General features: G+C 67.0%; 21 protein-coding genes and 1 pseudogene. 12 read left to right on the plus strand and 10 right to left on the minus strand.

The features are described from left to right. Positions 1–3 precede the first annotated feature (3 nt). The 7 genes from QO058_RS12620 (at position 4) to QO058_RS12650 (ending at position 7,299) form a co-directional block, all read left to right on the plus strand. Positions 4–798: an ABC transporter permease gene (locus QO058_RS12620; RefSeq protein WP_284172375.1), complete on the plus strand. Its 795-nt coding sequence runs from the start codon at positions 4–6 to the stop codon at positions 796–798. A 1-nt stretch (position 799) separates the two neighbouring features. After that, entirely contained in the window at positions 800–1,090 is a 291-nt protein-coding gene (locus QO058_RS12625; protein WP_284172376.1) for a (2Fe-2S)-binding protein, read from the plus strand. After that, a complete protein-coding gene (locus QO058_RS12630) occupies positions 1,087–2,487 on the plus strand; it encodes an NAD(P)/FAD-dependent oxidoreductase (RefSeq protein ID WP_284172377.1) in 1,401 nt (466 codons plus the stop codon). The genes QO058_RS12625 and QO058_RS12630 overlap by 4 nt, the downstream gene beginning before the upstream one ends. Continuing rightward, positions 2,484–3,674 (plus strand): NAD(P)/FAD-dependent oxidoreductase, encoded by a 1,191-nt coding sequence (locus tag QO058_RS12635; protein ID WP_284172378.1) that lies wholly within the window; start codon positions 2,484–2,486, stop codon positions 3,672–3,674. The genes QO058_RS12630 and QO058_RS12635 overlap by 4 nt, the downstream gene beginning before the upstream one ends. Further along, positions 3,671–4,723 carry an ABC transporter substrate-binding protein gene (locus QO058_RS12640; RefSeq protein WP_284172380.1) on the plus strand — a complete coding sequence of 351 codons (1,053 nt, stop codon included), beginning with the start codon at positions 3,671–3,673 and terminating at the stop codon, positions 4,721–4,723. Before QO058_RS12635 ends, QO058_RS12640 begins: the two co-directional genes overlap by 4 nt. 200 nt (positions 4,724–4,923) lie before the next feature. Beyond that, entirely contained in the window at positions 4,924–5,982 is a 1,059-nt protein-coding gene (locus QO058_RS12645; protein ID WP_284172381.1) for a sugar phosphate isomerase/epimerase family protein, read from the plus strand. A gap of 141 nt (positions 5,983–6,123) precedes the next feature. Then, complete coding sequence (locus QO058_RS12650) at positions 6,124–7,299, plus strand: Gfo/Idh/MocA family protein (protein WP_284172382.1); 1,176 nt, start codon at positions 6,124–6,126, stop codon at positions 7,297–7,299. A 60-nt stretch (positions 7,300–7,359) separates the two neighbouring features. Here the strand turns inward: QO058_RS12650 and QO058_RS12655 are convergent, their stop codons facing one another. Then, positions 7,360–7,785 (minus strand): DUF1236 domain-containing protein, encoded by a 426-nt coding sequence (locus QO058_RS12655; protein ID WP_284172383.1) that lies wholly within the window; start codon positions 7,783–7,785, stop codon positions 7,360–7,362. A gap of 176 nt (positions 7,786–7,961) precedes the next feature. Here QO058_RS12655 and QO058_RS12660 point away from each other — a divergent pair, with 176 nt between their 5' ends. Further along, complete coding sequence (locus QO058_RS12660) at positions 7,962–8,708, plus strand: transporter substrate-binding domain-containing protein (protein WP_284172384.1); 747 nt, start codon at positions 7,962–7,964, stop codon at positions 8,706–8,708. Positions 8,709–8,830: 122 nt separating this feature from the next. Here the strand turns inward: QO058_RS12660 and QO058_RS12665 are convergent, their stop codons facing one another. The 6 genes from QO058_RS12665 to QO058_RS12690 all read right to left on the minus strand — a co-directional run bounded on the left by QO058_RS12665 (position 8,831) and on the right by QO058_RS12690 (position 13,899). Next, complete coding sequence (locus tag QO058_RS12665; RefSeq protein ID WP_284172385.1) at positions 8,831–9,769, minus strand: threonine ammonia-lyase; 939 nt, start codon at positions 9,767–9,769, stop codon at positions 8,831–8,833. Beyond that, positions 9,766–10,806 (minus strand): succinylglutamate desuccinylase/aspartoacylase family protein, encoded by a 1,041-nt coding sequence (locus QO058_RS12670; RefSeq protein ID WP_284172387.1) that lies wholly within the window; start codon positions 10,804–10,806, stop codon positions 9,766–9,768. Before QO058_RS12670 ends, QO058_RS12665 begins: the two co-directional genes overlap by 4 nt. Positions 10,807–11,027: 221 nt before the next feature. Next, positions 11,028–11,828 (minus strand): transporter substrate-binding domain-containing protein, encoded by an 801-nt coding sequence (locus tag QO058_RS12675; RefSeq protein ID WP_284172388.1) that lies wholly within the window; start codon positions 11,826–11,828, stop codon positions 11,028–11,030. 46 nt (positions 11,829–11,874) lie between these two features. After that, complete coding sequence (locus tag QO058_RS12680) at positions 11,875–12,606, minus strand: amino acid ABC transporter ATP-binding protein (RefSeq protein ID WP_284172389.1); 732 nt, start codon at positions 12,604–12,606, stop codon at positions 11,875–11,877. After that, positions 12,593–13,243, minus strand: coding sequence for an amino acid ABC transporter permease (locus QO058_RS12685; protein ID WP_432212042.1), 651 nt, complete (start codon positions 13,241–13,243; stop codon positions 12,593–12,595). The genes QO058_RS12680 and QO058_RS12685 overlap by 14 nt, the downstream gene beginning before the upstream one ends. Then, the gene (locus QO058_RS12690) at positions 13,240–13,899 is read right to left on the minus strand and encodes an amino acid ABC transporter permease (protein WP_284172390.1); all 660 of its coding nucleotides are present in this window, start codon (positions 13,897–13,899) and stop codon (positions 13,240–13,242) included. Before QO058_RS12690 ends, QO058_RS12685 begins: the two co-directional genes overlap by 4 nt. Before the next feature lie 154 nt (positions 13,900–14,053). On the opposite strand from QO058_RS12690, the gene QO058_RS12695 reads away from it, so the two are divergent. The 4 genes and pseudogenes from QO058_RS12695 to QO058_RS12710 all read left to right on the plus strand — a co-directional run bounded on the left by QO058_RS12695 (position 14,054) and on the right by QO058_RS12710 (position 17,562). Beyond that, positions 14,054–14,839, plus strand: coding sequence for an IclR family transcriptional regulator (locus QO058_RS12695; RefSeq protein WP_284172391.1), 786 nt, complete (start codon positions 14,054–14,056; stop codon positions 14,837–14,839). A 138-nt stretch (positions 14,840–14,977) separates the two neighbouring features. Continuing rightward, a complete protein-coding gene (locus tag QO058_RS12700; RefSeq protein WP_284172392.1) occupies positions 14,978–15,187 on the plus strand; it encodes a hypothetical protein in 210 nt (69 codons plus the stop codon). 159 nt (positions 15,188–15,346) lie between these two features. Then, entirely contained in the window at positions 15,347–15,673 is a 327-nt protein-coding gene (locus QO058_RS12705; protein ID WP_284172393.1) for a polyhydroxyalkanoic acid system family protein, read from the plus strand. A gap of 123 nt (positions 15,674–15,796) precedes the next feature. Beyond that, positions 15,797–17,562: pseudogene (locus QO058_RS12710) on the plus strand (cation:proton antiporter domain-containing protein). Between the two features lie 6 nt (positions 17,563–17,568). On the opposite strand, the gene QO058_RS12715 reads toward QO058_RS12710, so the two are convergent. Genes QO058_RS12715 through QO058_RS12725 form a run of 3 tightly spaced genes read right to left on the minus strand, consistent with a single transcriptional unit; the run spans position 17,569 to position 20,507 of the window. Next, positions 17,569–18,504 (minus strand): site-specific tyrosine recombinase XerD, encoded by a 936-nt coding sequence (locus tag QO058_RS12715; RefSeq protein WP_284172394.1) that lies wholly within the window; start codon positions 18,502–18,504, stop codon positions 17,569–17,571. Next, positions 18,501–18,644: a histidine kinase gene (locus QO058_RS12720; RefSeq protein ID WP_284172395.1), complete on the minus strand. Its 144-nt coding sequence runs from the start codon at positions 18,642–18,644 to the stop codon at positions 18,501–18,503. Before QO058_RS12720 ends, QO058_RS12715 begins: the two co-directional genes overlap by 4 nt. A gap of 30 nt (positions 18,645–18,674) precedes the next feature. Beyond that, the gene (locus tag QO058_RS12725) at positions 18,675–20,507 is read right to left on the minus strand and encodes an aminodeoxychorismate synthase component I (RefSeq protein ID WP_284172397.1); all 1,833 of its coding nucleotides are present in this window, start codon (positions 20,505–20,507) and stop codon (positions 18,675–18,677) included. Between the last annotated feature and the right edge of the window lie 87 nt (positions 20,508–20,594).

The raw sequence follows: 20,594 nt of genomic DNA on the forward strand, positions 1-20,594 counted from the left end.
GCCATGCAGAAGAACGGCCCCGTCGCCCTCCTCTTCCATACACTGGTCGTCGCCTTCGTGCTGGCGCCGCTCGTCGTGATCTGTCTTGTCGCCTTCACGCCGGAGAACACGCTCTCGATCCCGACCACCAGCTTCTCGCTGCGCTGGTTCAAGGCAATCTTCGAGCATCCCGACTTCGTTGCCTCTTTCGTCAACAGCCTCTGGCTGGCGACGCTCGCGGCGACGCTCGCGGTCGCGATCTCGGTGCCGGCCGCGCTCGCCATCGACCGCTATGATTTCCCCGGTCGCAATGCGCTCAACGCGCTCTTTCTTTCGCCGCTGATCATCCCGCACCTCGTGCTAGGTGTCGCTTTCCTCAGGCTCTTCGCACTGATCGGCGCGACCGGCAGCTTCGCATGGCTCGTTGCGTGCCATGTCGTGGTGATCACGCCCTATGTGCTGCGGCTGGTGATGGCGGCCTTCACCGGGCTCGATCGCTCAGCCGAGCAGGCAGCGATGACGCTCGGCGCCTCGCACTGGACGGTGTTCCGCCGCGTCACCGCGCCGATGATCCTGCCCGGCATCACCGGCGGCTGGCTGCTCGCCTTCATCAACAGCTTCGACGAGCTGACCATGTCGATCTTCGTGACGTCACCGCAGACCGTGACCCTGCCGGTGCGCATGTACATGTACGCAACCGAATCCATCGACCCGATGATGGCCGCGGTCTCGGCGCTGATGATCGCGCTGACAGCAGCCGCCATGCTGGTGCTCGACCGCGCCTTCGGCCTCGACAAGATCCTGGTCGGGCAGAAGTGACATGCCGCTCCTGCATCGCCTCGCCCGCACAGACCACCCGACCATCCCGTTCACGCTGGACGGCGTCGCTTGTGAGGGCCGCGTCGGCGACACCGTGCTGACCGCGATCCTCACCCACACCGAGCGCTTGCGCCTCAGCGAGTTCTCGGCCTCGCCGCGCGCCGGCTTCTGCCAGATGGGCGCCTGCCAGGATTGCTGGGTCGTACTCGAAAACGGCGAGCGCCTGCGCGCCTGCTCGGCAGCTTTGACCGCTGGTATGCGCATCATCACCCGCCGCACGAGGACGGCATGAACGGGCAATCGACCAGTGAGCGCCAGCAACCGCTGATCGTCGGCGCCGGCCCTGCCGGCATCCGCGCCGCGCAGGCGCTGGTGAAAGCCGGCCTGCGACCGCTCGTCGTCGACGAGTCCCCGGCCTGCGGCGGCCAGATCTATCGCCAGCGCCTTGTGCCGGATGGGCGCTCCAGCCGCGACCTTTACGGCTCGGAAGCGCAGAAGGCCGAAGCGCTGCATCGCGATTTCGCCGCGCTCGACGGCAGGCTCGACTACTGGCCGCAGGCACTGCTCTGGAATCTGCGCGACGGCCGGGCCGACATCATGGTCGAGGGCACGAGCCGGCAGGTCGCCTATGACGGGCTCGTGCTCGCCACCGGAGCGACCGACCGCATCCTGCCGATCCCCGGCTGGACGCTGCCCGGCGTCTTCACCCTCGGCGGGGCCCAGATCGCGTTGAAGAGCCAGGGCTGCGCCATCGGTTCAAGGATCGTATTCCTTGGCTCCGGCCCGCTGCTCTACCTTGTCGCCTGGCAATACATGAAGGCCGGCGCCAAGGTCGCGGCGGTGCTCGACACCGCGCCCTTCTCGGCGAAATTCAACCTGCTGCGTGGCCTGCCGCTCTTCCCGAGCATCGTGCTGCGCGGCATGCGGATGACCGCGGAGTTGAAGCTGGGTGGCGTCGCACTGCATTACGGCGTCGGCGATGTCCGCATCGAAGGTACCGAAAAGGTCGGTGCGATCGCCTGGCGCCAGGACGGGCTGGAGCATCGCCTCGCCTGCGACGGCGTCGGCTACGGCCTTGCGTTGCGCTCTGAAACCCAACTCGCCGACCTCGCCGGCTGCAGCTTCGCCTTCAACCAACGCGACCGTGCCCTCCTGCCCGAGCGCGACGCGGCCGGCCGCACCAGCGTGGCGGGCGTCTATCTCGCCGGCGATGGCGCCGGCATCACCGGAGCGGATGCGGCCGAGCGCGCCGGCGAGCGCTCCGCTCTCGCTCTGCTGCAGGATCGCGGCCTACCGCATGACGCTAGCCGCGCCGCCACCCTCGAAGCTGACCTCGCCCGCATCGGCCGCTTCCGCGACGTCCTCGAGGCGGCCTTCCCCTTTCCGGCGCACTGGGTGCGTGACATCGCCGACACGACGACGCTCTGCCGCTGCGAGGAGATCAAGGCCGGCGAGGTCCGCGCCGCCATCGGCCAGTTCGGCGTGCACGAGCTCAACCGGCTGAAGGCGGTGAGCCGCATCGGCATGGGCCGCTGCCAGGGCCGCATCTGCGGTGCCGGCGCGGCCGAACTGCTCGCGCATGAGACGAACCGCAACATCGAAGCCGTCGGCCGCTTGCGCAGCCAGGCGCCGATCAAGCCGGTGCCGCTGACGCTTGCGCTCGCGGCGCAGCCGGAGGCGGCGGAATGAGCCGGCGGCTCGAAGTCGACGTCGCGATCATCGGCGGTGGCCTCGTCGGCTCCTCGGCTGCGCTGGCGCTGCGCGGCATGGGCTTTTCCGTCGCCTTGCTCGACAAGGGCTTTTGCGGTGCCCAGGCCTCGGGCGTGAACTATGGCGGCGTCCGCCGCCAGGGCCGGCCGATCGAGCAATTGCCGCTGTCGCAGCGGGCGCATGCGGTCTGGCCCCGCCTCAAGGCGCTGATCGGCATCGACGGCGAGTTCCTGCGCTCGGGCCATCTCAAGCTCGCCCGCAACGAGGCCGACATGGCCGCGCTCGAAACCTATGCTGCAACTATCGCCGAGCAGGGCCTCGACCTTGAGCTGATCGGCCATAATGGCCTGCGCGAGCGCTTCGGCTGGATCGGCGATGGCGTCGTCGGCGCCTCCTTCTGCCCCGGCGATGGCCATGCCAATCCGCGCCTGGTCTCGACCGGCTTTGCCGCCGCGGCGCGCCGGGCCGGCGTCGAGGTGCTGGAGAACACCCCCGTCGAAGGCGTGACCCGCGACGGCGACCGCTTCGCCCTGGACGCGGCCGGCAACCTCACGCTGCGGTCCCGCTTCGTCATCAACAGCGCCGGCGCCTGGGCCGGTCCTTTTGCCGAGAGCTTCGGCGAGCCGGTGCCGCTCTCGCGCATCTACCCGTCGATGGTCGTGACCGAGCCGATGGCGCCGGTGATGTCGGTCAATATCGGCATGACAGGTCGCGGCATCTATGCCCGCCAGGTCGAGCGCGGCAATGTCGTCGTCGGCGGCGAGCGCGCCTTGCCGCTGGGCGATGTCGACCTGTCGCGACCGCGCGGCGAGGGTGCGCTCTCGATCATGAACCGCGCCGCCGCGCTGTTTCCCGGCCTGCGCCATGCCCAGGCGATCCGCTTCTGGAGCGGCACCGAGGGCGCGATGCCGGACGAGAACCCGGTGATCGGCCCGAGTCGAACCACGCCCGGATTGCTCCATGCCTTCGGTTTCACCGGCGCCGGCTTCCAGATCGCGCCGGGGGTCGGCGAGGTGCTCGCCGAGCTCGTCCGGGATGGTGAAACGGAGACCCCGATCGAGGCCTTCTCGATCGGCCGCTTCAAAGAGATTTCCGCCCGCACCGACGCTGGCTCGGGTGCGGGGCAAAACCAAGAGCCGCACCAACCAGGGGAGATCAGACCATGACCCGCTATCGCAGCATCCTGTCGGCCAGCGTTGCCGCTATCGCGCTCGCCGCCGCGGGCAGCGCCTTCGCCCAGTCGAAAACGCTCTATGTCGGCATGAACGGCGGCAACTTCGAGAGGACCTATACCCAAGGCGTTTTCCCGGCTTTCGAGAAGGCCAACGACGTCAAGGTCGTTGTCGTGCCCGGCACCTCCTCCGACATCCTCGCCAAGGCGACCGCGGCCAAGGACAAGCCGCAGATGCACGTGATGTTCCTCGACGACGGCGTGATGTTCCGGGCGATCGGCGCCGGCCTCTGCGAGAAGCTCAATTCTAGCCCAGAACTGGGCCAGATTCCTGCCAACTCGCGCCTGAAGGACGGTATGGCCGCCGGCATCGATATGGGGATGACCGGCCTTGCCTATAACAAGAAGATGTTCGACGAGAAGGGCTGGCCGGCACCGACATCCTGGATGGATCTCGCCGACCCCAAATACAAGGGCAAGGTCGTCTTCCAGTCGGCCTCGGCCTCCTCCTTCGGCCTGCACGCCTTCCTGATGTTCAACCGCATCCAGGGCGGCACCGAGGCTAATGTCGAGCCAGGCTTCACCAAGTTCCGCGACACGATCGGCAAGAATGTGCTCGAATTCATCCCGAACTCGGCCAAGGTCGCCGAGATGGTCCAGACTGGCGAGGCCGCGATCTTCCCGCTGACACCGACGCAGGTCGCAACGCTGAAAGAAAAGGGAATCCCGGTCGAATATGCCCAGCCGAAAGAGGGCTCGGTCGTATTGTCGGTTGCGCAATGCGTCATCGCCAACAATTCCGAGCAGGAGCTGGCGCAGAAGCTCGCCGCCTATCTGCTATCTGCGGAAGCCCAGCAAAAGGCGATGGAAATCGGCAACAGCCTGCCCTCGAACCCCAATGCCAAGGCATCGACGCCAGCTGTGCAGGCGAGACTCGACACTGTTCAGACTTACTTGAAGACGGCTGTGGTCATGGACTGGGACCAGATCAACGCCAAGCGGCCGGAATGGAACAGCCGCTGGAACAAGATGATCGAGCGCTGAGGCGGCACCGTAGCCAGTCACCGCCGCGCCTCAGCGCGGCGGTGTTTTCGTTTGATCGCGACGAGCGCCTCTCAACTGAAACTGAGTGGGCCGGTTTGACAGGAGACGTTGCCTCGCTCCATTCTTGCAATCGATTACATCACCAATCGGTTGGTTGTTAGCGAGCTCCGGCAAGGAGCCATCCTGTCGGGAGGGTCGCCATGAAGACGATGAAGGGCCCGGGACTCTTTCTCGCCCAGTTCGCCGGCGACGCGGCGCCGTTCAATTCGCTCGATGCGATCGGCCGCTGGGCCGCCTCCCTCGGCTACAAGGGCGTGCAGATCCCGAGCTGGGATGCCCGGCTGTTCGATCTAAAAAAGGCCGCGGAATCCGACATCTATTGCGACGAGGTCAAGGGCACGCTCGCCCAGTACGGCCTGTCGATCACCGAGCTCTCGACCCATCTCCAGGGCCAGCTCGTCGCCGTCCACCCCGCCTTTGACGAGGCCTTCGACGGCTTTGCGATCCCTGCCGTGCGCGGCAATCCCAAGGCCCGGCAGGAATGGGCGGTCGAGCAGATGAAGCTCGGGGCGAAAGCCTCGCGCCGGCTCGGCCTCTCCGCCAATGTCAGCTTCACCGGCGCGCTCGCCTGGCCCTTCGTCTACCCTTGGCCACAGCGCCCGGCCGGACTGGTCGAGACCGCCTTCACCGAACTCGGCAAGCGCTGGCGCCCGATCCTCGACGCCTACGACGAGGCCGGCGTCGACCTCTGCTACGAGATTCACCCGGGCGAGGACGTCCATGACGGGGCGACCTTCGAGCGCTTCGTCGATGCGGTCGGCGGCCACCCCAGAGCCTGCATCAATTACGATCCCAGCCATTTTCTGTTGCAGCAGCTCGACTACCTCGCCTTCATCGATATCTACCACGAGCGCATCAAGGCCTTCCATGTGAAGGATGCCGAGTTCAATCCGAACGGCCGTGTCGGCGTCTATGGTGGCTACGAGCCCTGGATCGACCGCGCCGGCCGCTTCCGCTCGCTCGGCGACGGCCAGGTCGATTTCGGCAGCATCTTCTCCAAGCTGGCGCAGTACGATTACGATTCCTGGGCCGTGCTCGAATGGGAATGTGCCCTGAAACATCCCGAGGACGGCGCGCGCGAGGGGGCCGAATTCATCGCCGCCCACATCATCCGCGTCACCGAAAAGGCCTTCGACGATTTTGCCGCCGGCGGCACCGACGAGGCAGCCAACCGGCGTATGCTGGGACTTACCACCTGACTTGGTCATCCCGGACAAGCCGCGAAGCGGCGCCGATCCGGGGTCCATTCCTGAAGCGTTCCGGAATGGGTCCCGGGTCTCCGCTTCGCTCCGCCCGGGACGACCAGGATTGTAGAGTGGTTAGATTTTGAGGAGCCGTCTATGCCGATCGAAGCCTCCACCGGCACCAAGCTCAACCGCCGGCTGCGCCTCGGCATGGTCGGCGGTGGGCGCGGCGCCTTCATCGGTGCGGTCCATCGCATCGCCGCCCGGCTCGACGACCGCTGGCAATTGACCGCTGGCTCGCTCTCCTCAGATCCGGAGCGCGGGCGGCTCTCGGGCGAGGACCTGCTGCTCGATCCCGCCCGCCTCTATGCCGATGCCAACGAGATGGCCAAGCGCGAGAAGCGCCGCAAGGACGGCATCGATGCGGTCGCGATCGTCACGCCGAACCATGCGCATGCGCCGGCGGCAAAAGCTTTCCTCAAGGCCGGCATCCATGTGATCTGCGACAAGCCGCTGACCACCAGCCTGCGCGAAGCGGAAGCACTCGCCAAGCTGGCGCAGGATAGCGGCCTGATCTTCGCCGTCACCCACAACTATACCGGCTACCCGCTGGTCCGGCAGGCCCGCGCCATGGTCGCCGAAGGGGTGATCGGCAAGCTCCGCGTCGTCCAGGTCGAGTACGCGCAGGACTGGCTCGCGACACGGCTCGAGGACAGCGGCCAGAAGCAGGCGGCATGGCGCACCGATCCCGCCAAATCGGGGCCGGCCGGCGCGATCGGCGACATCGGCAGCCATGCCTTCAACCTCGCCGAATTCGTCGCCGGCGACGAGGTCGAGGCACTTGCGGCCGACGCGCATGTCTTCGTCGAGGGCCGCCGGCTCGACGACAACGCCCATATGCTACTGCGCTTCAAAGGCGGCGCGCGCGGTATGCTCTGGTGCAGCCAGGTCGCCGCCGGCCAGGAGAACGGGCTGCGCATCCGTCTCTATGGCGAAAAGGGCGGACTCGAATGGCAGCAGGAGAATCCAAACCTGCTGATCCACTCGCCGCTCGGCGAGCCGCCGCGCCTGATCCGCCGCAACGGCGCCGGCGCCTATCCGGTCGCCAACGCCGCCTCGCGCGTGCCCGCTGGCCATCCCGAGGGCTATCTCGAAGGCTTCGCCCAACTCTATACCGACATCGCCGAGCAGATCGCGGCCCGGATCGAGGGGCGCGAGCCCGCCTCCTTCTCGATGCTGGTGCCAACCGTCGCTGATGGCGTGCGCGGCGTCCGCTTCATCGAGGCGGCGGTGCGCTCCTCGGCCAAGGGCGCGCGCTGGCTGGAGCTCTGATAGCGACCAAACGAAAGCGCGGCCCGAGGGCCGCGCTTCCAGAATTTGCGTCGAACCGGGTTATTCGATGATCTGCACGATCCTGCGTGTCTTCGGTTCGACGATCACCGTGCGGTCGTTCACCATCGTGTAGCGATAGCCTGCGCGCGCCCCGTATTCGCGTGGCACCTCGCGATAGGTGACGCCGCGCGTCGGCAGCACCGCGCCGACCTCGAGCGGTTCCTCATAGGTGTAGGACGGCACGCGGTGCTGGACTACATACTGGCGGAAACGCGGCTGGGTCGTATCACCGATGATCGCGCCGGCAACCGCGCCGCCGACGCCGCCGACCACTGCACCGGGTGGCCCGCCGACGATCGCGCCGCCGACTGCACCGGCCGCAGCGCCGCCGGCCGCACCACCCTGGGCGCCCGAAGGATTCTGCTGCGCCATGGCAGCAGTCGAAAGTGCGACGATGGCCGTCGCGAGAACCAGTTTCTTCATCATCTGAATTCCTCCTTCCGATGACAGAACTTCCCGGCCAACCGTTCTCGCGCCGCATAGTTCCCCAGATAATGCGATGTCGTGAGGATGCCGCGATTCCGCCGGCAAGTCGCCTTCAGCTTGTCTCCTTGCCGCCATGCGGCGCATAAGAACGCACGCTCGAACGGCAGGGAGACTGCATGGAATTTCGCCCCGATATCGGCCAGCTCTCGCCGACCGTGCGCGAGCACCTGGCGCCGGCCAACCTGCTGCGCGTCGGCATCAACCTCTCGAACTTCCTGCTGGTCTCCAGCCGTGGCCCGCAGGGCGAGCCGCAAGGCGTCTCACCCGACATAGCCCGCGCCCTCGCCGACCATCTCGGCACCAGCCTGCGCCATGTGCCCTATGAGAATCCCGGCCTGCTCGCCGATGCCGCGCCTTGCGACGAATGGGATGTCGGGTTGATCGGCGCCGAGCCGCAGCGGGCCGAGGCAATCAGCTTCACCCCGGCCTATGCCGAGATCGAGGCGACCTATCTGGTCCGCGAGGCATCGCCACTGCGCGAGATCACCGATGTCGATGCGCCAGGCGTGCGCATCGCCGTCAGCGGCCGCGCCGCCTATGGCCTCTGGCTCGATCGCAACATCCGCAAGGCCGAACTCGTCCGCTCCGGCACGCTCGACGATTCCGCCAGTGATTTCGTCGACGGGGAGCTCGATGCGCTGGCGGGCCTGCGGCCGCGCCTGCTGAAGGATATCGTGGCGATCCCCGGCACGCGCATCCTCGACGGGTATTTCATGACCGTGCAGCAGGCGATCGGCGTGCCCAAAGCCAAGGCCGAGGCGGCGGATTATCTGGCAAAGTTCGTTGCCGCGGCGAAGGAATCGGGTTTCGTCGCGGCGCTGATCGCAAAGCACGGCGTGCAGGGGCTGAGCGTCGCGCGATAATCCCGAGGCGTCATTCTCGGGCGAAGCGAAGCGTAGACCCGAGAATCTCAGGGCAGCAGGCGCCGAACGGAGCCTCATTGGGCCTGAGATGCTCGGGTCAAGCCCGAGCATGACGGCCAGAGTCAGGTCCCGTCCGTCCCCGCCCCGCAGACCAGCGCGCAGACCTTGCTGCCCGGCGCCGGCACGAAGCGCTTGGCCTGCAAGGCCGCAACCGCCGCTGCACCCGAGAGGTCGGCGGCGATGCCGAACTCGAACCAGAGCGATTGAGCCGCCTGTTCCATCTCCGCGTCGCTGACCAGCACGATCTCGTCGACATTGCGCGCGACGGCCTCATAGATCGCCTGGTCGGTGCGCCGGCACGACATGGTCGCGACCCGCGTCTCGAGCTTGTCGAGCGTGACCAGCTTGCCGGCTTCGAGGCAGGCGTGCAGCGTCGGCGAGCCATAGGGCTCGATGCCGATGATGCGTGTCTGCGGCCGTAGTGCCTTCACCGCGGTGGAGAGGCCGGTGATCAGGCCGCCACCACCGATCGCGACGAGGATGACGTCAACTTCGGGAAGCTCGTCGAGGATGTCGAGGCCGAGCGTGCCCTGGCCGGCAACCACCACGGGATCGCTGAACGGGTGCGCATAGGTCGCGCCGGTCTCCCTGGCATAGGCCAGCGCCGCGGCATTGGCATCGTCCCAGATCGCGCCGACGATCTCGACATCGGCGCCCCAGCGCTTCAGCTTGGCGACCTTGTCGGCGACGACGTTGGACGGCAGGAAGATCTTGGCGCTGACGCCGAGGACATGGGCCGAGCGGGCGATGGCGAGCCCGTGATTGCCGCCCGACGCCGTGACGACACCGCGAGCTAACTCCTCGGCCGAGAGCGTCAGCAGGCGGTTCATCGCGCCGCGCGCCTTGAACGAGCCGGCCGCCTGCAGCAATTCGAGCTTCAGCGTCACCGTACCGCCGAACTCATCGCGCGAGCTGAGCTGGTCATAGGGCAGGATCGGCGTCTTGCGGATATGCGGCGCAATCCGCCAGCGCGCGGCTCGGATGTCATCGAGGCCGATCACGACAGTACCCCGCGATAGGGCGCCGCCACGATCAGGCAGCAATTGCCCGGCCTGACGCGGCCCGGCTGGCGCCGGCCATAGAGGATGCCGTCGGCAGCGTAATTCAGCGTCTCGGGCGGGCGGGTCGGGTCCCAGGTGCAATGGATGCGCCCTGCCGGCTGGCCGGCGCTGACCTTTTCGCCATTGGCGTGGAAGGGCTCGAAGACGCCGTCGGCCGTGGCATAGACGTAAGCCGCCGTTCCCGGCAGTTCGAGCACCTGCCCGCCGCCGCTGCGTGGCTCCGGCTTGTCGCGCCTGACGATGCCGAGATGATCGAGCACATTGGCGACGCCGCGCCGACAGATCTTGAGCGCGTCCAGCGAGACCGTGCCGGCGCCTGCCATCTCGGTGCCGACAGTGACGAGGCCCTGGCGGCAGGCAGTCGCTGTCGCGGTGCGAGGCTCGCCGAGATTGCCGATGACCACTGTCATTGGCGCGTCGAAGGCCTGCACGGCCGCGACATTGCGCTTGTGCAGCGCCGGATCGTCACTCGGCTCGACGATGGCGCTCGGGATGATGTCGAGCGAGGAGCCGCCGGAATGCAGGTCAAGGAAGGCGTCGCCCAGCGGCATGATGTGGTCGCTGACGAAGGCCGAGATCTGCTGGGTGATGGTGCCGCGCGGATCGCCTGGGAAGGTCCGGTTGAAATTGAGCCCGTCGACCGTGGAGGTGCGCTGGCCGGCGATGACCGCGTGGACATTGTTGGCCGGCATCAGAATGAGCCGGCCCTGCACTTGGCCAGGATCGAGATCGCGGATCAGGTCGCAGATCGCGATCGGCCCCTCGTATTCGTCGCCATGATTGCCGCCTTCGAGGATGGCGGTCGGGCCCGAGCCGTTCTTGATGATCGCGACCGGGATCCGCGTCGCGCCCCAGGCGTCGTCATGCGGCGAATGCGGAATCATCAGGAAGCCGACCTGCTTGCCGTCCTTCTCCGGATCGACCGTGAGGAAGGCGCTGGATGGGCGCGGGGTGGGCTTTTGGCGGGGGCTGGTCATGGTGGGGCTCGGGCAGTTTAGGTGCTGGTTTCAGGACAAGCCGCGGGGAACCCCTCTCCTGGAAGGAGAGGGGCAGGGGTGAGGTGTTCGGACTGGAAACGTTGGCTTGAGCCCAACCGCGCGGTCGGCGCTCGCGGAACTGGGCGAACGACCTACCCCTCACCCTACCCTCTCCCTCCGGGAGAGGGTTCCCCGCGCCAGCTTCGGTTGCCGATTGCGGATTACAGCGTCGGCAGCGGGTCCATCGGCATGTCCAGATACTTCTTGTGCAGCCGGTCGAGCTCGCCGTTCATCGAAGCGTAGAAGATGAAGCCGTCGAGCCAGCGCACCAGATTATGCTGGTCCATCTGGACGCCCATATGCGCGGGGCTGCGCCGGATGACGAACTTGCGCTCGAACTCCTTGCTCGGGTTCTGCTTGGCGAGCGCCTGGGCGACAATCGAGTTGGTCGCGAGCAAATCGGCCTGGCCGGTGATGTAGGCCGCGGCCGCGGTGGCGTCGTCCTCGGTGCGCATCACATTGGCCTTCGGCGCGGCTTCGGTGATGGCGAGTTCCTGCGTCGTGCCCTTGGCGGCCGCGATCCGGGTCGAGCCCAGCGTCTCCGGGCTGCTGACGGTGGCTGACTTCGCCCCGTAGACGGCCAGGAAGGTGTTGGCATAGGGCGCCGTGAACATGATCTGCCGGGCGCGCTCGGGCGACAGGCCCATCACCGAGATGACGATGTCGACCTTGTCGGTGAGCAGGAAGGGGATGCGGTTGGCGCCGGTGATCTGCTGCATCTCCAGCTTCACGCCGAGCCCCTTGGCGACCATCTCGGCGAGTTCGATGTCGAATCCAACAGCCTTGCGGTTGGCGTCCTGCGAGCCGAACGGCGGCGCATCGAGCGGCACGCCGATCCGCACCACACCCTTGGACAGGATGTCCTGGAGCTTGTCGGCCTTGGCCTCGACCGCTCCGAAAGCGGCGATCACCATCGCCGCCAAGCCTGCTAGAAATGAACGGGCTGCAAACAGTTTACGCATCTTTCTCTCCCCTCGTTGACCGGTACCGGAACTGATCTTCCCTGCCTCAGTGCAGGACCGCGCTGAGGAAGGTCTTGAGCTCGGGCGTCTTCGGCTCGGCGAGCACCGCCGCGGCCTGGCCTTCTTCGTGGATGCGGCCCTCGTGCATGAAGACAACGCGGGAGCCGAAGCGGCGGGCAAAGCCCATTTCGTGAGTGACGAGGATCATGGTCATGCCCTCCTGCGCCACGGATTCGAGCACTTTCAGCACCTCGCCGGTAAGCTCCGGGTCGAGCGCCGAGGTGACCTCGTCGAACAGCATCAGCTTCGGCCGCATGGCCAGCGAACGGGCGATCGCGACGCGCTGCTGCTGGCCGCCCGAGAGCTGCGATGGATAGGCGTCGAGCTTGTCCTCCAGCCCGACGCGGGCCAGCACCTCGCGGGCAACCGCGCGCGCCTCGTCCGGCCGCTGCTTCTTCACGACGCGCGGGGCTAGCGTGATGTTGTCGGCGACCGAGAGATGCGGGAACAGGTTGAAGCTCTGGAAGACGATCCCGACCTCCTGCCGGAGCTTGCGCAAATCGGTCGCCGGGTCGTTGACCTTGACGCCGTCGACGCTGATCGTGCCGGCCTGCACCGGCTCCAGCCCGTTGACGCAACGCAGCAGCGTGCTTTTCCCTGAGCCCGAGCGGCCGATCACGGCGACGACCTCGCCCTTCTCGATGTCGAGCGAGACGCCCTTCAGCACCTGGTTCGTGCCATAGCTCTTGCTGACGTCCTGGATTTCAACGAGCGACATCGAGCTTCCGCTCAAGCGAGCGGCTCCATTGCGTAAGGGGGAAGCACATCGCGAAATAGATGCAGGCGACGGTGATGTAGACGGCGAAGGGCTTGTAGGTGCCCGCCGCGGTGAGCTGACCCTCGCGGGTGAGCTCGACGAAGCCGATCACCGCCGCAAGCGAGGTGTTCTTGATCAATTGCACGAGGAAGCCGACCGTCGGCGGGATCGCGATGCGGATCGATTGCGGGATGATCACGTAGCGGAGCTGCTCGCCGAGCGAGAGCCCGAGCGAGGCCCCCGCCTCCCATTGCGTCCTGGCGATCGAGGTCAACGCGCCGCGCCAGATCTCGCCGAGGAAGGCCGAGCCATAGACCGAGAAGGCGACGGCCGCGGCGATCCAGGGATTGACCGAGATGCCAGCGAGCGGCAGGCCGAAGAAGATCAGGAACAGCCAGACCAGGAGCGGCGTGCCCTGGACGAGCTGGATATAGGTCGCCGAGAACCAGCGCAGCGGCGCGATCGGCAGGACGCGCAGGATCGCGAGCCCGAGCCCGAGCACGGCCGAACCGGCGAAGGCGACCACAGTCAGCGCGATCGTCCATCGCGCCGCCGCGATCAGGTACATCACATCGATGAGGCCAAATTCCCGAATCATCGGACGAACACCAGGCGGTAGATCAGGGCGAAGAGGCCGCGGAAGCCGATGGCGAGCGCGAGATAGAGCACGCCGATCACCGTATAGACCTCGAAATCCCGGAAGGTGCGCGACTGCACGATCGAGGCGGCGTGGAACAGGTCCTGCACCGAGATCTGCGAGGCGACGCTGGTCGCCAGCATCAGAAGCACGAACTGGCTGGTGAGCGCCGGGAACATCGCCTTCAGCGCCGGGAAGACGACGATGTAGCGGAAGACCTGCAGGCCGGAGAGGCCGAGCGAATGGCCGGCCTCGACCTGCGCCTTCGGCACCGCTTCCAGCCCGGCGCGAACGATCTCGGTGGTGTAGGCGCCGAGATTGATGACCAGCGCGATCATCGCCGCCGTCAGTCCGTCGAGCCGCAGGCCGAAGCTTGGCAAGCCAAAGAAGATCAGGAAGAGCTGCACCAGCAACGGCGTGTTGCGGATGATCTCGACATAGGCGCCGATGATGCGCTGCAGCCAAGTCGGGCCGTAGGTCCGTCCAGCCGCGCAGAGGACACCGATGATGAGCCCGCCAACCATCGCCACCAGCGACAGCAGAAGCGTGATCCAGACGCCGTCGAGAATGGACTCCCAGGCGGCAAAGACGTCGCGAAACTGGAGCCCGTACTTCATCGCGTCAGCCCTGCAAGCCCTGCGGGCCATGGGCCCGCCATCCGGATAGGATGGACGGATGTTGCGGCGATGCGGTCATCTCTCCCCCTCTTTACCCGGAGGCTAGTTTGGCTTCTTATTTGATGTCAAGCTTCACATATGAAACAGGCGCAGCATGAGCGTTTTCCCTGAAGCCGAGAATGACGAGAAGGCGGCCTATGCCGCGCCGGCCCTGGAGAAGGGCCTCGACATCCTCGAACTGCTCGCCGACACAGGCGAGCCGCTCTCGACCCGCGTCATCGCCGAGCGGCTGCAGCGCTCGAAGAGCGAGATCTTCCGCATGGTCTTCGTGCTGCAGCAGCGCGGCTATCTCGAGCGCGAGGCCGGGACAGACCGCCTCGGCCTGTCGCGGCGCCTGTTCGACCTCGGCATCAGGACGCCAGGCGGCAAGCAGCTGACCTCGGTCGTGCTGCCGCTGATGGAGCGTTTCAGCGAGGAGAGCGGCCAGGCCGCCCATCTCGTCGTGCTCAGCCGGGCCCAGACGGTGGTGCTGGCGACCACCGCCGGCCATCTCGACGCCAGCGTCATCGTCCGCCCCGGCTATGGCCGCCCGGCACTCGACGCCAATTCCGGCCTGCTGATCCTCGCTTTCCAGTCGGAGGCGCGCCGGCGCGGGCTTATGCGCGAGGCCCCGCTTGAGATCAGGCAGCACCTCGACGAGCCGGAAACCCAGGTAGCGCTCGCCGAAATCCGCACGCTCGGCCACCGCATCGCGGCGAGCCGCGACATCCTCGCCGTGACCGACATCGCCTGCCCGGTGATCGGCCCGACCGGCCATGCCGAGGCGGCGATCCTGGTGCCTTGCCTACAGCGCCATGGTGTCGAGACCGATGAGAATGCGATCCTGCTCGCACTCAAGGCCTGCGCCGCCGAGGCGGGCCTGCGCCTGCCCTACGGCTAGGGCTCATCCGGAAAAACCGCCGTCTAACCCGGAAAACCCGCGCAATTGCCGCAGCGCCACCCGAAGCCGGCCATATACTCTCCAAGATTGCTCGCGAATTTGCGTCTAACCGCCGCAACCGCCACGGAGGAGGACGATATGGCCGAGACCGCGACGAACCCGCAGACCATCGTGATGACCGATCCGGAGTGGATCGCGCTCGAGAGCATCAACGAAGAGACGCGCCGCTTCATCTTCGGTGAAACGATGCTGCGCCTGCTTCAGGGCCGTGGTCTGGCCGAGCCCGGCGACGAGGTCTGGAAGGTCACAACCCAGGGCCAGCAGGCGCTCGAAGCCCGCAGCAGCTGATCCTCAAATCCAGTTTCACTTCATACACGTCGTCCCGGGTCCCCCACGGTGGCCCGGGACGACTTCGTTCAAGGTCGTGTCCGTAGGCGGTTGCAAGCGCCCGCGGCGGAGCCCATCTCAACGGCACGCCAGTTCGCCCACGCTTCCGGAACCTGACGCATGAAACGCCCCGTCACCATCACCATCTCGCATTCGCTCGGCCGCGACGTGGCTCGCCGGCGGCTGCAGGGCGGCGTCGGCAAGGTCCGCGACAAGCTCGGCGGCTTCGGCATGCAGCTCGTCGAGGAGAGCTGGCAGGGCGACACGCTGCAGTTCGGCGTCGCGGCACTCGGCCAAACCATCAGCGGCAAGATCGAGGTCGAGGATGCGCTGGTGCGCGTCGAGGTGATGTTGCCGCTGATGCTCGCGATCTTCGCCGAGAAGCTCAAGCTCGGCGTCGAGAAGCAGGCCCAGATCCTGCTCGAGCACAAGCCCACCAAGGCCTGATCCTCGCGGCTTGCGCGCCATGTCGCAGCTCGCTTGCGACTTTTGTCTGCCATCGAAGGTTGAATTCGTCCGCGGCGATCCGCAAAGTCGCAACATCCCTTCCCGCCTGCCCTCCGGAGACCCATGCATCACGGCCCACTGATCGCCATCATCGTCATGGGCCTCGGCCTCGCCTTCGTCTTCGGGGCGCTGGCGCAGAAATTGAGGGTTTCCCCCTCGTCGGCTACCTCCTCGCCGGCGTCGCGGTCGGCCCCTTCACCCCCGGTTTCGTCGCCGACCAGGGCCTCGCCAACGACCTCGCCGAAATCGGCGTTATCCTGCTGATGTTCGGCGTCGGCCTGCATTTCTCGCTGAAGGACCTGCTCTCGGTCCGCGCCATCGCCGTGCCGGGTGCATTGGTGCAGATCGCAGCAGCCACACTGCTCGGCCTGGGCCTCGCGCTGCTGCTCGGCTGGACGGTGATCGCCGGCCTGGTCTTCGGCCTGGCGCTCTCGGTCGCCAGTACCGTCGTGCTGCTGCGCACCTTGCAGGAGCGCCGCATCGTCCAGACCGAGAAGGGCAAGATCGCCGTCGGCTGGCTGATCGTCGAGGACCTCGCCATGGTCCTGGCACTCGTGATGATCCCGGCTGTCGCCGATGCACTGAATGGTGGCACCGGCACAGCTCCTGGAAGCGGGCCGCTGGCGACGCGCTTCGATCTCGGCCTCTGGGGCGTGCTCGGCCTGACGCTCACCAAGGTCGCCGCCTTCGTTGCCTTCATGCTGATCATCGGGCGCAGGGTGATCCCGTGGATCCTGCATTGGGTCGCTCACACCGGCTCGCGCGAACTCTTCCGCCTCGCCGTGCTCGCGATCGCGCTCGGCGTCGCCTATCTCGCTGCCAGTCTGTTCGGCGTCTCCTTCGCGCTCGGCGCCTTCTTCGCCGGCATGATCCTGAGCGAATCGCCGCTCAGCCACCGCGCCGCCGAGGAATCGCTGCCGCTGCGCGATGCCTTCGCCGTATTGTTCTTCGTCTCGGTCGGCATGCTCTTCGATCCCGGCATCCTGCTGCGCTCGCCGTTCCCGCTGATCGCCACCATCGCCATCATCCTGTTCGGCAAGACCCTGGCGGCCTGGCTGATCGTGCGCGCTTTCGGCAAGCCGGATTCGGTCGCGCTGACGATTTCGGCGAGCCTGGCGCAGATCGGCGAATTCTCCTTCATCCTCGCCGGGCTCGGCGTCTCGCTCAAGCTGCTGCCCGAGCAGGGTCGGGACCTGATCCTGGCCGGCGCGATCTTCTCGATCGTGCTCAACCCGCTGCTGTTCAAGCTGGTCGACCACTTCGCCCCGCCCGAGCCGGCGCCAGCCAAGCCGAAGCCAGCCGAGGCAGTACCTGTGCCGACACCGGAGGCTCAAGCAGCTGCGTCGGAGCCCGAGCCCGCTCCTGCCCCCGAACGCGACATCGCGCCAACCGCGCTCACCGACCATATCGTCGTCGTCGGCTATGGCCGCGTCGGCTCGTTGCTCGGCGCCGGCCTTTCGGCGATGGGCGAGAAGCTGCTGGTGATCGAGGATCAGGACGATGGCATTGCCGCGGCCCGCCGCGACGGCGCCGAGGTGCTAGTCGGCAATGCCGCCGATCCGGAGGTGCTCGCCGCCGCCGGGCTGGCGCGGGCAAAACGCCTCTTCGTCGCCATCCCCGGCAGCTTCGAGGCCGGCCAGGTCTGCGAGCAGGCCCGCAGTCAGAATCCGGGGCTGCCAATCATCGCCCGGGCCCATTCCGTCGCCGAGGTCGAGCACCTCAGGGAATGCGGCGCCAGCCGCACCATCATGGGCGAGGCCGAAATCGCCCGCGCCATGCTGGCGCTTTGCGGCAGGAAGGGCGAGGAACCGGCGCCGGACGCGGCCTGAGTCCGGCTAGCTTTCCTCGTCCATCAACGGATGCAGGTCGCGCACCATGCTCTTAAGCCGCTCGTCGAGGATGTGGGTGTAGATCTGTGTCGTCGCGATGTCGGCATGCCCCAGCAGCTCCTGCACGACGCGCAGGTCGGCGCCATTCTGCAGGAGATGACTGGCGAAGGCGTGGCGCAGCACATGCGGCGAGACTTTCGCCGGCGAGAGGCCTACCGCCGCTGCGAGCGATTTGAGGTCGCGCCCGAAGGCCTGGCGGGTCAGGTGCCCGCTCTCGCCATCGGAGGGAAAGAGCCAGCGCCCCTCGGCCGCGCCCTGCTCGCGCAACAGGGCGAGATGCACCGAGGCCGCCACGCGCGCCGCGTCGTTCAGCGGCACCAGCCGGTCCTTGTCGCCCTTGCCGCGCACGACAAGGAAGCGTTCGCGCGTGGTCGCGGCCGAGAGCGGCAGCGCGATCAGCTCCGAAACGCGTAGGCCGGTGGCGTAAAGCATCTCGATCAGGCAGCGCATCCTGACGCTGCGCGCCCGTGCCGCCGGCGATTGCTCCGCCTGCTCAGCCATCTGCTGCGCCGTGCCGATCAGCCGATCGACCTCGGCGACGCTGAGCACCTTCGGCAGCGGCCGGCCGAGCCTAGGCCCCTCGATCGCAGCGGTCGGATCGCCTCCCGCCAGCCCCTCGGTATAGAGGAAGCGGTGGAACTGGCGGACGGCCGAGAGACGGCGCGCCGCCGAGGAGGCTTTCAGCCCACGCTCCGACAGGTCGACGAGATAGGCGCGGACATCGTCCGCCGTGATCGCGGCCGGCCCGCCCTGGCTTGCAGCGAAGCCGAGATAGTCGTCGAGATCGCGCTCATAGGCGTCGAGCGTGTTTTTGGCCGCGCCGCGCTCGGCCGCCAGCATGTCGAGGAAGCCGTTCAGCCAGGAGCGCGCTTGCTTGCTCATTTCTGCAGCTTCGAGGGCGGCACGACCTCGACAATCTCGCGCGGCTCAGGCTGCACGAAGGTGACCAGCGCAATCATGCCGCCATAGATCAACCCCGCGATGACAGCGAGAAACGTCAGGAACTTGAACAGCGTCGGCACGGCCGGCGATTCCCCCTGCACCCCACCCGGTTATTCATGATCGGTGGGGCGGGACGCAAGCGAAGAACCCGCGAGCCGCGCAATCTGCAAGCCGCGCAGGCTGTTGCCGACGAACCAGCGCTCCGCTTGCCAGAGATCGTCGAGGCGCAAGGGCGCCTCGCGCGCCATGCCGGTTTCGATGAGTTCGCGCCGCAGCACGCCAGGCAAAAGGCCATGCTCCAGCGGCGGCGTCAGCAACAGGCCGTCACGCTCGACGAAGATGGTGCTGCGGCTGGTCTCGGTGACGAAGCCCTGCCGGTTGAGCAGGAGCGCATCGTCGCATCCCTGCGCCGATGCTTCCGCGAAAGCCCGCTCATAGACTGACCGGCGCGTGGTCTTGTGGCGAAGAAACGGGTCGCCGGCATCGACCCGCTGGCTGGCAACGGCAATGCGGAGCGCACCATCGGCCGCAGGCGGCATCGCTGCCGTCGTAATCTGGAACGTGCCGTCGCGGCGCAGTTCGCAGCGCACCCGCCGGTCTTCCCCGGCCGGGAACGACGCTTCGATCTCACTCAGCTGCCGGAGTGCCTGCCCCCGATCGAACCGGAAGCCCAGCGCTGCTGCCGAAGTTGCAAGGCGATCAATATGCAAATGCAGCCGGACATAGCCGCTCGACCAGCGCAGCGTCTCGATCAGCCCGTAATCGCCAGCGAGATCGGTCAGCACCCGCGCCTTCAGCCGGCACTCGGCATATTCCTCGGCAGGCGTGGAATCGACGACGACGCCTCCGCCGACACCGTAGACGCCTTCGCCGCCGGGCAGCAGCGTCGCAGTCCGGATCGCGACATTGAAGCTGAGATCCCCGTTCGGCGCGATCATGCCGATCGAGCCGGTATAGACCTCGCGCGGCGCGGCTTCGAGCTCGTGGATGATCTCCATCGCCCGCAGCTTCGGCGCACCGGTGACCGAGCCGCAGGGGAACAGCGCCTGCATCTGCTCAAGCAGCGACAGGCCCGGCCGCAGCGTGCTCGTCACCGTCGAGGTCAGGGTGTGGAAGCCAGGATAGGTCTCGACGCTGAACAAGGCCGGCACCGCGACGGAGCCGATTTCGCTGACCCGGCTCAGATCGTTGCGCAAGAGGTCGACGATCATCAGGTTCTCGGCCTGCTGCTTCGGATCGGCACGTAAACCTGCCTTCGCCGCCTCGTCGGCCTCGGCATCGGCCCCGCGCGCCGCCGTTCCCTTCATCGGCCGGGTGATGGCGCACCCGCCCGATGTCTCGATGAACAGCTCGGGCGAGACCGACAGGATGCTCGCTTCACCGGTCGCGACCATGCCGCCATGCGCGACCGGCTGGCTCGCCCGCAGCGCCCCATAGAGCGCGAGCGGATCGCCGCGATAATGGAAGCGGATCGGGAAGGTCAGGTTGACCTGATAAGCATCGCCAGCATGGAGATAGTCGAGCACGCGCTCGACGGCTGCCGCGTGGCCGGCTTCGTCCAGGCCGAATGTCAGCGCGTCCAACGGCGGCGGACACAGCCCTGCGAAACCCTGATCGAGCGTGACCGGCGCGATGCTGCGCGGCGCCTCGAACAGCCCGAACCAGAGCAAGGGCAGCTTCCGTTCCGCCGGCAATGGCGCGATGAGACGCGGCTCGAAGGCATAGCCCAGCTCGTATGAGAAAAAGCCGGCCGCATAGAGACCGCGCGCCGACCCCGCCTCGATACGAGCGAAAGCATCGGCAAGTTCAGAAGGCTCGGTGGCTTCCACGATCTCCACGGGATTGGCGAAGAGCAGCGCCTGCCCTGCCCCGCTGCGATCCTCCAGCAGCACGAAGGGCGGCCGCAGCGCAGCGATCCCGCTATCCTCTCCTGCCCTCGGCATCATGCGCCTCACCACCCCGTCGCGGCGCTACAAGCCCGGCTTGAGAGCCCTGGTCAACCGCAGCGCGCGGGACGTGGCGGCGCTGCG

Source organism: Bosea vestrisii, from assembly GCF_030144325.1.
Lineage (GTDB): Bacteria > Pseudomonadota > Alphaproteobacteria > Rhizobiales > Beijerinckiaceae > Allobosea > Allobosea vestrisii_A.